Origin of the sequence: Rhodococcus sp. NPDC058639, assembly GCF_042717545.1 — a bacterium.
In the GTDB taxonomy this organism is placed as follows: domain Bacteria; phylum Actinomycetota; class Actinomycetes; order Mycobacteriales; family Mycobacteriaceae; genus Rhodococcus.
The window spans coordinates 137,673-148,798 of record NZ_JBHXRF010000001.1 but is presented as its reverse complement, the minus strand read 5'-3'; the positions used below and the strand labels follow the sequence as shown (position 1 = coordinate 148,798).

At 68.9% G+C, this 11,126-nt stretch carries 14 protein-coding genes; 3 read left to right on the top strand and 11 right to left on the bottom strand.

Annotated elements, in window-relative coordinates; all coding sequences use genetic code 11:
* Positions 1-43 precede the first annotated feature (43 nt).
* Positions 44-814, bottom strand: a complete 771-nt coding sequence (locus tag ACFWU2_RS00685) for a DUF427 domain-containing protein (RefSeq protein ID WP_378598769.1) — start codon at positions 812-814, stop codon at positions 44-46.
* A 60-nt stretch (positions 815-874) separates the two neighbouring features.
* Between ACFWU2_RS00685 and ACFWU2_RS00680 the strand changes: the two genes are divergently transcribed.
* The gene (locus ACFWU2_RS00680; RefSeq protein WP_378598766.1) at positions 875-1,162 is read left to right on the top strand and encodes a hypothetical protein; all 288 of its coding nucleotides are present in this window, start codon (positions 875-877) and stop codon (positions 1,160-1,162) included.
* A complete protein-coding gene (locus ACFWU2_RS00675; RefSeq protein ID WP_378600175.1) occupies positions 1,156-1,800 on the top strand; it encodes a UdgX family uracil-DNA binding protein in 645 nt (214 codons plus the stop codon). Before ACFWU2_RS00680 ends, ACFWU2_RS00675 begins: the two co-directional genes overlap by 7 nt.
* Positions 1,801-1,837: 37 nt before the next feature.
* Here the strand turns inward: ACFWU2_RS00675 and ACFWU2_RS00670 are convergent, their stop codons facing one another.
* Genes ACFWU2_RS00670 through ACFWU2_RS00650 form a run of 5 tightly spaced genes read right to left on the bottom strand, consistent with a single transcriptional unit; the run spans position 1,838 to position 5,187 of the window.
* Positions 1,838-2,779: a copper resistance D family protein gene (locus ACFWU2_RS00670; protein ID WP_378598763.1), complete on the bottom strand. Its 942-nt coding sequence runs from the start codon at positions 2,777-2,779 to the stop codon at positions 1,838-1,840.
* 4 nt (positions 2,780-2,783) lie between these two features.
* Positions 2,784-3,314 carry a copper resistance protein CopC gene (locus ACFWU2_RS00665; RefSeq protein ID WP_378598761.1) on the bottom strand — a complete coding sequence of 177 codons (531 nt, stop codon included), beginning with the start codon at positions 3,312-3,314 and terminating at the stop codon, positions 2,784-2,786.
* Positions 3,311-3,976 carry a YcnI family protein gene (locus ACFWU2_RS00660; protein ID WP_378598758.1) on the bottom strand — a complete coding sequence of 222 codons (666 nt, stop codon included), beginning with the start codon at positions 3,974-3,976 and terminating at the stop codon, positions 3,311-3,313. The genes ACFWU2_RS00665 and ACFWU2_RS00660 overlap by 4 nt, the downstream gene beginning before the upstream one ends.
* A 37-nt stretch (positions 3,977-4,013) precedes the next feature.
* Complete coding sequence (locus ACFWU2_RS00655) at positions 4,014-4,496, bottom strand: hypothetical protein (protein WP_378598755.1); 483 nt, start codon at positions 4,494-4,496, stop codon at positions 4,014-4,016.
* 7 nt (positions 4,497-4,503) lie between these two features.
* Complete coding sequence (locus ACFWU2_RS00650; protein WP_378598753.1) at positions 4,504-5,187, bottom strand: DUF6474 family protein; 684 nt, start codon at positions 5,185-5,187, stop codon at positions 4,504-4,506.
* A gap of 110 nt (positions 5,188-5,297) precedes the next feature.
* Here ACFWU2_RS00650 and ACFWU2_RS00645 point away from each other — a divergent pair, with 110 nt between their 5' ends.
* Positions 5,298-6,890: a TM0106 family RecB-like putative nuclease gene (locus ACFWU2_RS00645; protein ID WP_378598750.1), complete on the top strand. Its 1,593-nt coding sequence runs from the start codon at positions 5,298-5,300 to the stop codon at positions 6,888-6,890.
* A gap of 75 nt (positions 6,891-6,965) precedes the next feature.
* On the opposite strand, the gene ACFWU2_RS00640 is transcribed toward ACFWU2_RS00645, so the two are convergent.
* The 5 genes from ACFWU2_RS00640 to ACFWU2_RS00620 all read right to left on the bottom strand — a co-directional run bounded on the left by ACFWU2_RS00640 (position 6,966) and on the right by ACFWU2_RS00620 (position 11,045).
* Complete coding sequence (locus ACFWU2_RS00640) at positions 6,966-7,733, bottom strand: SDR family NAD(P)-dependent oxidoreductase (RefSeq protein WP_378600171.1); 768 nt, start codon at positions 7,731-7,733, stop codon at positions 6,966-6,968.
* Positions 7,734-7,789: 56 nt separating this feature from the next.
* Positions 7,790-9,028, bottom strand: a complete 1,239-nt coding sequence (locus ACFWU2_RS00635) for an MFS transporter (RefSeq protein WP_378598747.1) — start codon at positions 9,026-9,028, stop codon at positions 7,790-7,792.
* Positions 9,025-9,495 (bottom strand): MarR family winged helix-turn-helix transcriptional regulator, encoded by a 471-nt coding sequence (locus ACFWU2_RS00630; RefSeq protein ID WP_378598744.1) that lies wholly within the window; start codon positions 9,493-9,495, stop codon positions 9,025-9,027. The genes ACFWU2_RS00635 and ACFWU2_RS00630 overlap by 4 nt, the downstream gene beginning before the upstream one ends.
* A gap of 117 nt (positions 9,496-9,612) precedes the next feature.
* Positions 9,613-10,311, bottom strand: coding sequence for a TMEM165/GDT1 family protein (locus tag ACFWU2_RS00625; protein WP_378600167.1), 699 nt, complete (start codon positions 10,309-10,311; stop codon positions 9,613-9,615).
* A gap of 263 nt (positions 10,312-10,574) precedes the next feature.
* Positions 10,575-11,045 carry a peptidase gene (locus tag ACFWU2_RS00620; protein WP_378598741.1) on the bottom strand — a complete coding sequence of 157 codons (471 nt, stop codon included), beginning with the start codon at positions 11,043-11,045 and terminating at the stop codon, positions 10,575-10,577.
* Positions 11,046-11,126: the final 81 nt, after the last annotated feature.

Here is an 11,126-nt window from a genome sequence, read left to right as displayed (position 1 = left end):
TCTCTCTATGAGAACAACATTACCGGTGCGCGCGGTGCTGCGGTCAGTCCTCGACGGTGATCTCCGCGGCGTCGTCGTAGAAGCACAGGTAGCCCTCGATGTCGGCGACCGCGGCAAACGGCTCGGGATACGACCACGCCACGTTCTCCGCGGGAGGCTGGCCGACGAACGACCAATACCGCGCGGTCCCCTTGTAGGGGCAACTCGTCCGCCACTCGGATTCCTCGAGGACAGAGAAATCGACATCGTCCGGTGGCAGGTAGTAGCGGGTGGGCAATCCCGTCTCGAAGACGAGCACCGGATTGCGCGTCTCGCCGACCACTGTGCCGCCGATCTCGACCCGAACGTGGCGCCCGCTGCGCAAAGCATCGACCCGATGGTGCGGGTCGCGTGGATGGGTGAACACTTCTGTCTCCTCCTCGAACCAGCGTTCGCCTTCGTCGACCTCGTCACCCGGCCCCGTCTCCCCGTGCCGGAACCACTGGAAGATCAGGCGATCCTCCAGACCGTCGACGTCGAGTTGGTAAACCACCGAATACGCGCGTTGCTCGTCGATCGCGACGTCGTACCACTGCCACACATCCGGTCGGCTGCGACTTGGGGACAGTGACGCCGCGATCAGATCGAGCCGGACGTCGTCGCGGGGGAACGCGTAGAACGGCACCGGCTTCCCCGGCGCCCAGACCAGCAGAGCCCGGCTGCTGTCGACGATCGTCCGATCGAACAATTGCCCCCGGATCCTCCGTTCGGTGGGCTCGTAGAGGTAGTCGTCGGACTCGGGTTCGTGACGGCGAACAGCGGACTTGCGTGCCATGCTTCGACCGTATCGCGCACGGCGCCGCCGTGGCGTGACCGGGTGGACACGCTCGAACCGATGATCGACGACCCTGACGTTCTCCTCCGCACACTGATCGGTGTCCTCGCGCTCACAGCGGTGGCCACGTCGGTGTTGTGGGTGTTCGGGGTTCCGCACAGGTTCGCGTCGTTGTACGCGCCGGCGCTCGGCGGCATCGTCATCGGCAACGCGATGACCGTCGCGGGTCTCGCAGGCCGGTGGTTCCACGAGTTCGTCGTCGATAACACCGCCCGTCGGCACCCCGGACGCTCGTGTCGCCGCGCGCGTGGATCGGCGGCGTCCGGGGGTATCTCGTCGTCGTGGTGAGCTATCCCGGTGCCCAGGAGTACCTACCCGAGACACGCGCGGTGCCCGCACTCGCGGCGGCGGCGCGCGGTTGCCGCGGATGCGACTTGTACAAGGCCGCCGACCGAACCGTCTTCGGAGCGGGGCCCGAGAGCGCACGGATGCTCCTCGTCGGCGAGCAACCGGGAGACCAGGAGGACCGCGCCGGCGAGCCGTTCGTCGGACCGGCGGGGTATCTGCTCGACAAGGCCCTCGAGCAGGCGGGTGTCGATCGCGGCTCGGTCTATGTGACCAACGCCGTCAAACACTTCCGCTTCGACCGTTCGGTGAACGGTAAGCGCCGCATCCACAAGAAGCCGTCGGGCGGACAGATAGCGGCGTGCCGCCCCTGGCTGCTGGCCGAACTCGAGGCGATACGGCCCGAGGTGGTCGTGTGTCTGGGCGCGAGCGCGGCGCAAGCGCTGCTGGGCAACGGATTCAGGCTCACCGAACACCGCGGTGAAGTGTTGCGCCTGCCCGACGAGGTGCGCGGCGAGCAGGATCCGTCGGTGGTGGTGACCATCCATCCGTCCGCGGTTCTCCGCGCCCGATCGAACCGTGACGACGCGCTCCGGTCGCTGGTCGGTGACCTGCGCCGCGCCGCCGGCTTGGGGCAGTGACGGCAGCTCAGGAGGCGGTAGCTCAGGAGGCGGTGGCTCAGGAGGCGGTGGCGAGGGCAGCGGCGAGGCCGAAGACGACGGCGATGCCGCACACCTCCACGACCGCGTTGCGGAGCGACTCCTCGGCGGTGACGCGGTGCGATACAGCCCCCGGCACCCACGTTCGGCGCCAGGTCCACGCCAGCACCAGTAACACCGCGAGCACAGCGGTCTTCGCCAGCACGATGCGGCCGTAGCCCGTGCCGAACAATCCGCTCGGCGACCCGATCCGGACAGCAGCGTCGATGGCGCCGGTCACCGCGAGGACTGCCACACATCGCAGTGCGAGCGACGAGTAGCGCGGTAGTAGCTGCGCCCACGTACCGCGTCTGCGCACGAGGAGGGCCAGTGCCGCCAGCACCCCGAACCAGACGGCTGCAGCCAGGACGTGCGCGGCATTGAGCAGGGAACCGAGCGTCTGCTGAGCCATGTGCCCGGTCGCGGGCCGCGCGATCAGCGCCAGCGCCGCGAACACCAGTACCGGTGCGGTGGACCACGTCGCCGACCGCCGGTACGCCACCACCGCGACGATGCCGCACACGGCGACGCACAGCCAGGCGGCCGCTTCGACGCGCCCGGAACCGGGAGTCGAGAGGTATTCGGCGAACAAGCCGGCGCGCAGGTCGCCCACCGGCACGGCGACCGCAGACGCGGCCTCCCGGACGAGCTGGACGGATTCGAGCGCGAGCCACACTCCGCTCAGCGCGGCGATCGCGCGCCACACGTCGTCGGGTTCGATTCCGGGCCGGCGCTCACCGCGGATCATCGCGGCGAGGACCGCGATACCGAGCACGGTCGATCCTGTGCCCACCGACAGTGCCCGAACCCAGCTGGATGCCTCCGGGGTCGCGAGCATCCAGCCGCAGGCCACTCCGGCGACGGTGCCGGCGAGTACACCGGCGGCGGCACCGAGCAGCCACCGCCGGCGCACCGAGATCATCCGATCATGCCTTCGGCTTGCGAAGGGCGAAGGCCAGTCCGGCGGCGATCACGACCGCACCGGTGACGACGAACCACCACACGGCGGGTCCGCTGTCGCCGCTCTCATTGCCGTCGGCCGTCTCGGATGTGTCGGACGTGCCGGACGCCGGCTTCCCGGGCGCGCCGGTGCCCTCCTGCGTGAGGGTGAAGGTGCGGGTACCGCTGACGGGATGCCCGTCGGCGGATGTCACCCGGAAGGCCACGGTGTACTCGCCGACCGGACCGAGGCCGTCCACAGCGACACTGACGGTGGAGCCTTCGACGGCGGGGTCGCCCACGGACCACAGGTTGCCGTCCGGTCCGACGACGGTGATCGCCGCGAACTGCTCCTGCAGCGGCTCGTTGAACGTCACGCTCACCCGCTCGGGTGCCTGCGCGATCTGCTCGCCGTCCTCCGGCGAGCTCGACAGCACCACGGAATGCGCCGACGCGGGACCGGCCGAGAGCGCCAGTGCGGTGAACAACGCTGCGAGAACGACGAAGAGGCGTCTCATGAGCGCCGTCCCCGGATCACGGCGCCGAGGCCGAGGGCCACGCCCAGCGCACCGAGGACGAGACCGATGCCGCCGAGCCACCGTGCAGTGACATCGGTGCCCGACTCGTCCGACGTGGTGCCGGCGTCGGTGCCGGTGGTGTGCGCTCCGCCGCCGTGCCCGTCGCTGCTGCTCGCGGCGAGTGTCAGGCTCGGAGCGGGACGTTCGGGTTCGGTGTCCCCGGTCGTGAGCTGGTCCCACGCGACGACCTCACCGTCGCTGTAGGTCTGTACCGCGGGAAACGACACCTCCGCCTCGTCGGGGAGTGGCCCGGCCGAGAGCACGAACTGCTGGAACTCGCCCGGACCGACGGCGACTCCCGGATCCGCGGTCCAGGTGACGGCGGTGGCGAGCTGGGTGTCGGGATCCTTCTCGATCGTCGCGGACCAGCCGGGCAGTGGTTCGGTGCGTGCCGACTTCAGACCGGGCAGGCCGACCGACACCGCAGTGGTACCGGCGGTGTCGGATTCGGTGGGCACGCGGAACGTCAGCACGGTGTAACCACCCTGCTCGGCGCCCGGTGCGACGACCGTGACATGTGCGGACGCGAGACCGGAACCGGCCAGCATCAGCACAGCGGTGGCACCCGCGCCGACGAGGGCACGGGTAGGTGATGTCTTCATGGGTGGATCTTTCTCGGAGAACGAATACGGCTGCGCGTCACCGCGCGACCGGAGGACCTCTCCGGGAGATCGCCGGGGGAGCGCGGCCCCAGACCAGCGGGTCGGTCGTTCTCGTCGGGGCGAGAGACGCCGGCGCGTGTACGCCGCCGAGCCGCAGCGTTACGGCCCGGATCGCGGTACTGCACGCGTCGAAGAGACGGGCGGCGGCGACCAGCAGCACCGCGCAGCCTGCGACGGCGACGAGGTGTGCGGCGAACATCGATCCCGACGTGTGCGGGTGACCCTCGGTGAGGGCGGAGAGAACGGCGTGGGTGCCGAGTTGCCCGACGGTGAGAAGCGCGATCGGCGGCAACGTGGGCACGTACGCGCCCACGATCCCGACCCCCGCGGCGACTGCGACCAGCAGTGCCGAGGCGGGGCCCGTGGGCACACCGCCACCGGCCGCGCCGTGCGCAGCCGCAGCCAGCGCCGCGGTCGTGATGCCCGCGGTGCTGCCGAGGAGGGCCGGGTTCGTGTTCACGTCCGGGTCAGCGGACCCCGAGCCGGGCGAGCAGATCGGCCTCGATGCCGTCGAGCTCGGACGAGATCGCGGCGTGCGCCGACTTCCGGCGCGCCCCGGGCATCTGCTCGGCAGCCTGCACCGCCGCGGTCAGGTCGGTGAGACGACCGCGGATCGCCGCGGCGAACTTCTGCGTCTCGGCATCCTTCGGGTGCAGGGACTCGATCTTGGTGAGCGACTGTTCGGCGCCGGCGATCCGTGCACTCAGGCGCGCACCGCGGCCCGTGTACGAGCCGAGCTCGTCGATGGGGACACCGAGTTGCTGTGCCCGCCGCGCGTCGAGCTGACCGCGCAACGCCGTGACCGCCTGGTAGACGATCGGAACGAGCACCGGCGCGAGCAAGCGGGCGACACCGAGGTACCGGCGCACCTTGGCTGCGGTCAGGCCCTGGCTCTCTGCGGCCTTCTTCTGTGCCTTGAGCGTTGCGATCTGTTCCTTCTCGATCTTCGCCTGCGAATTCAGCAGTTCCTGATCGAGCTTGACCTGCGACTTCGCCAGTTTCTTGCTCAGCTTCTGCTGCGCTTTCGCTGCTCGCCGGTCGTTCTTGAGCTGGTTCTTCGCCACCAGCTTCGCTTCGAGCTTCGCCCTGTGCTTGAGAGCTTTGGCTTCCGCCTTGCGAGTGGCGCGACGTTTCCGTGTGAACAACCCCATCGAACAGCACCCTCCATTCGGTACGACACGACGCTCCGGCGCCCCGCGTCAGCCTAACGTGATGGTGCTGGTGCGAGGCGATCCGTGCGCAGCGAATACCCTGGAGCGCTGTGGAGCCAACCCGTGATTTGCGGCGAACACCCGTTTCCGTCGAGGCGAGTGCGCTGACGCGGTGCCGGCACCGCGTGTATCTGGACGCGACATTCCCTCACGAACTGGCAGGTGCCGCCGAGAATGCGGGTGCGCGGCAGCGCCAGGAGGCCGCCGCCGCCCACCGTGAGGCGATCCGTCAGCACTTGTTCGAGGCGGACCCCGAGGGCTGGGTGCTCATCGGCCCCGACGGCTCGATGTCGCAGCGCGCAGAACAGACTCTCGAGGCGTGTCGCGCCGGCGCCGACCGGATCTGGGGTGCGGTGCTGCCCGTCGAGGTCGACACCGGACGCCGGGGCAGGTCGGAGATTCTGCTGCGCGACACCGTGCGCGGGGGTTACATCCCGGTGATCGTCGTGAACCACAAGGTCACCGATCCCGGCCAGGGCGCCACGACCACCGGGATGTTCGAGTGGAAGCCCGTGGTGGACCAGACCCGCAAAGTACGCAGCCAGGTCCGCGACCAGATGCGCCTCGCGCACCTGTACCGGATGCTCGAGCGACACGGTCTCGCGAGTCCCGGGCACGTCGGGGGTGCGATCGGGTACGGCGGTGACTGCATTCTGGTGCACGACCTGACCGCGGTCCTCGACGACTACGACGCCCGGTTGACCGATCGCGTCGAGATCGCCCGCGGCCGGACGCCGACGAAACCGTCGCAGATCGGGGAGTGCAGGACGTGCCCGTGGTGGGATCGGTGCCGGGCCGAACTCACCCGCGAACGCGACGTGTCGCTGGTGGCGTCGGGTCAGCGCGCCGAAGTCCTCCGCGAACTCGGAGTCCACACGATCGACGGTCTCGCGGGTTGGGAAGGCGAACCGCCCGAGATCTGGCCGCAGGGTCCCTTCGAGGACGCGGTGGTGATCGCGAAGGCGTGGCTCGCGGGCGCCCCCCTCGTCCGCCGCTATCGCCACGTGCACGTCCACCGCGCCGACATCGAGGTCGATGTCGACATGGAGAGCTTTCACGAGCACGGCGCGTATCTGTGGGGGACGCTGCTCAACTCCGGATCGCAGTCGGAGTACCGGCCGTTCGCGACCTGGGTTCCGGTACCCACCGACGACGAGGCACGGTCGTTCGCCGAGTTCTGGGCGTGGTTGTCGGACCAGCGGCGTACTGCCGAGCGTCGTGGGAAAACCTTTGCGGCCTACTGCTATTCGAGGTCGGCGGAAGACAAGTGGTTGTTGTCGTCGGCGCGGCGGTTCCGCGGTTTTCCGGGTGTGCCCCCCGAAGCGGAGATCAAGGCGTTCATCGGATCATCCGAATGGGTGGACATCTACCAGGCCGTCACCGACCAGTTCGTGTGCCCGAACGGGAAGGGGCTCAAGAAGGTCGCCCCGATCGCGGGTCACCACTGGCGCGACGACGAGGCCGGGGGAGAGGCGTCGATGAGCTGGTACCGCGAGGCGGTCGGACTGGACGGCGAACCGGACCCCAGTCAGCGCGCGCGGCTGCTCGAGTACAACGAGGACGACGTGGTCGCGACCAAGATCCTGCGGGAGTGGATGTCCGATCGTGCGGTGCTCGAGATTCCGCACATCGACGATCTCTGACCGCGCGCGACGACGCGGTGGGCACGCAGTACGTGACTCCACCGCGCCGGCGTGGAAAGCGTTGTGCGTCGCGGATCAGCGCGGCGCCATGCGCAGCGCACCATCCATGCGGATGGTCTCGCCGTTGAGGTAGTCGTGCTCGACGATCATCTGCACGAGCTGTGCGTACTCGGCAGGCTGTGCGAGGCGCGACGGGAACGGCACGCCCGCCTCGAGGCCCTTGCGGTACTCCTCGGTGACCCCGGCGAGCATCGGGGTGTCGACGATGCCCGGCGCGATGGTGTTGACGCGGATGCCGTACTGCGCGAGGTCGCGCGCTGCGGGAACGGTCATGCCGTGCACGCCGCCCTTCGACGCGGAGTAGGCGATCTGCCCGACCTGGCCCTCGAACGCTGCGACGGACGCGGTGTTGATGACGACGCCGCGCTGGCCGGACTCGTCGACCGGCTCGGTCTTGGCGATCGCGTCGGCGGCGAGACGCATGACGTTGAAGGTGCCGAGCAGGTTGACGGTGATGACCGTGCGGAACAGTTCGAGGTCGTGCGGCCCGTTCTTCGACAGGATCCGGCCGGCCCAGCCGACGCCGGCGCAGTTGACGACGGTGCGCAGCGGCAGTCCCGACTCGACGATGCGGTCGACTGCGGACTGAACGCCCTCGGCGCTGGTCACGTCGGTGGGGATGAGCGTGACGCCTTCGGGTGCCGCGTCGCCGACGCGCTCGATCGACTGTTCGAGGTCGAGACCGAAGACGGTGGCCCCCGCGTCGGTGAGGCGACGGGCGGTGGCGGCACCGAGGCCGGATGCGGCGCCGGTCACCAGTGCGGCAGATCCCTGAATTTCCACTGTTCGTAACTCCTCGTCCGGGCCTTGCGGCACGCGTGTGTGGTCCGTCACGAACCCTAGCGTGCAGGTGTCAGCTCGGACGCAGCCCGTCGGCGCATCACCGCGGCACCCATCGCGGCGGCGACGAGGCACGCGCCCGCTCCCAGCAACAGCCCGGCTCGTCCGCCGCCCTGCTCGCAGACCCAGCCGGCGATGGGACCGCCGATCGCGGTGGAACCGAGGAATGCGACCGACCAGAGGGCCATCACCCGGCCACGCATGGTCGGCGCGGCTGTGAGCTGGAGCGTGCTGTTGGTGGTGGACGTGAACGTCACGCTCAGAGCGCCGACGACGACCATCGTCGCTACCAGGATGGGCATGGTCGGGGACGCCGCAGCCACGGCCATTGCGACACCGAATGCGAGCGCCGTCAGGACGAGAGGCTTGGTGCCGGTGTGCCCCCAGGTCGCGACTACGAGACCACCGACCACCGATCCCGCGCCCATCGCCGCGGTGAGCAAGCCGTACGCCTCGGCACCCGCGTCGAAAGTCTGGTCGGCGAGGACCGGAAGCACGACCTGGAACTCGAAGGCGAGACAGCCCACCAGCGCCATCATCAGCAGAGGCACCGCGAGATCGGGTGTGCGCCGCACGTAGGCGAGTCCCTCGCGTAGCTGGCCGCGCGCGCGGGCCGCGGGTGGTGACGGCACGAGTTTCGAGACGTCGAGTGTCAGCAACGACGTGACGACGGCGACGAAGCTTGCCGCGTTGAGCAGGAAGCACAGTCCGATGCCGCCTGCGGCGATCACGATGCCTGCGACCGCCGGGCCGATCATGCGCGAACACGAGGCGAGCACCGATTGGAGGCTCACCGCGTTGCGGAGATCATCGGGCCCGACCATCTCGAGCATGAACGACTGCCGTGCGGGGTTCTCGAAGCACTGGTTGAGGCCGAGCAGTACGGCGAGGACGTAGACGTGCCACAACTCGACGTTTCCGGTCACGACGAGCAGACCCAGCACGAGTGCCTGCACACCCATGAGGCTCTGCAGCCCGATCATGAGCCGCCGTTTGTCGGTGCGGTCCGCGATGACCCCGCCGTACGGGCCGAGGATCAGCATCGGCACGGTTTGCAGCGCGAGGACGATGCCGATGGCGGTGGCCGAGCCGGTCAGCTGCAGGACGAGCCACGACTGGGCGATGGTCTGCATCCATGTGCCGACGAGCGAAATCGCCTGACCGCCGATGTAGCGGCGGAAGTTGGGTCCGCGGAGGGCCGCGAAGGTCTGTCCGCGGATGTCGTCGATGACGGTCACTCACGCACCTCCCGTCCCCGGCACATCCGCTCACCGAGTGCTTCGAGGGCGGGCAGGGCGTCGTGGAGTGCGTCGAGCCGGTCGTCGTCCAGTTCCGCCAGGTGCCGGGCGAACATCGCCGTCCGGCGAGCGCGCAGCTCATCCGACAGCTGGGACCCCGCCCGGGTGATGTGGATCCGCACGACGCGCTTGTCGCCGGCGTCGGAGGAACGTGTGACGAGTTGTGCCTCTTCGAGCTTGCCGACCATCCGCGAGCACATCGTGGGGTTGAGTCCCTCGAGCTCCGCGAGTTCGCGCACCCCGATCGTCCCGTGTTTCGCCACGGTCGTCAGCAGCAAGGACTGGGACCGGGTGAGCCCCTCGTCGGCTGCGGATCGGCCGACACTCCGGGCGATCCGGCCGAGGGCGATGCGTAAGCGGTGGATGTCGTCGTCGTCGAAGTGTGGGCTTCCTATCGGTGGCGTCATTCAACTCCTCGAACAAGTATTTGCCTATCGGCAAGCATACTCTTCTGGAGAAGTCGGACTCCTGACCTGCGGAGCTCAGCGGGTGTCGTTGGTCACGCTCAGGAAGCCGGGTGGAGATCAGGGCTCGACGGGAGCCGGAACCTCCGCAGTCGTCCGGCGTGCCGCCCGCCTCCCGACGACGACCGACGCCGCAGCGGCGAGGACGAGGGTGATCCCTCCGGCGACCGGACCGACCACGGGCGAGTCCGGCGCGAGTCCGTCGCCGAGCATCCACGCGCCGAACCCGAAGAACAACGCGGACGCGCCGAGCCGGATGGCGTTCTCCGGCATGTGACGGCCCAGCGCCACACCGGCAATGATCGCGAGCGCGTCGGCGGCAACCATGCCGACGGTCGATCCGATCCACACGCCCATCCAGTCGTTGTCGGCGGCGAGGGTGATGGTCGCGAGCATCGTCTTGTCGCCGAGTTCCGCGAGGAAGAAGGCGGAGACCACGGCCAGGAACGCGGAACGCACCATGCGCCCGGCCTTCGATTGTTCGGCGTCGTCGAGCGAATCTCCTCGCAAGGTCCACAGACCGAAGAACAGAAACGCGATGCCGCCGACGATGGACATGGCGACGGCGGGAATGGCGACGCCGAGGTAGTGACCGACGGCCACGGATACGAGATGCACGGCTGTCGTGGCGAACAGGATGCCGGACAGCACGACCCACCAGCGGTATCGCAACGCGAACGTCATGGCCATCAACTGGGATTTGTCGCCCAGTTCGGCAACGAAGATGACTGCGAAGCTCAGTACGACGGCGGACCACATCGGCATTCCTCCTCACCCGCTGGAGGAAAATAGGGCTTCCTCCGGACGTCGGGCGCACGGTGCGCCGACGGCCGAAGGTCTCGCCCACCGGACGACCGTCCGGTTCGCCGTGCCGGGCGGCCCGCCTGCGCGGCGCCGCCAGTATGTCGACTCGGCGATTGGGGGCTACTCCCCTTCGCGAAGCAAACGATACCGGCCCGACAACGCATCGGTAAAGGGCATGCTCAGTTTCGGAGAACCGAACTCTCTTATGCGGGTGCGGGTCACGCGGCCAGCAGCATCGCCAGAATTGCGGTGTCGGGGTCGCTGCTCGGATCGACTCCGACCCTGCTCACCAGGGACGTCACCGTACCGTCCGGCTCCGCTTCCACCCAGGCTGCCCGGTGGTCGAGGCCCAGATAGGGAAGGCCCGGAAGCAACACACACCCCGACGCAGCGCCCGTATTCTCGGGCAGCGTCGGAGTCGTCTCCGAGGGGGGATGCAACATGATGAGCGCCGACGGCCGGCGATCCGCGAATCGCTCCGGCGTCACGGCCTCGGCACCGATGACAGGCCCCTCGGCGACCAGCAATCCGACCGTCCCGGGCTCCGGATCGTCGGGCAACTCCTCCTTGACGCCGAACACGGTCGAGGTGGGCAGCAGTCCGGGCAACGACGCCACGCGCACCGTCAGCGCGAGCAATTGCGTCCACTCCCGGGTCGTGGGGGGGGGGGGGGGCGCCCCCCCCCCCAAAACCCCCCCCGCCCGCCCCCCCGCGGCGGGCGGGGGGGGAGATTTAGGGAGGGGTTTATTGAAAAAAAAAAAACCCCCCCC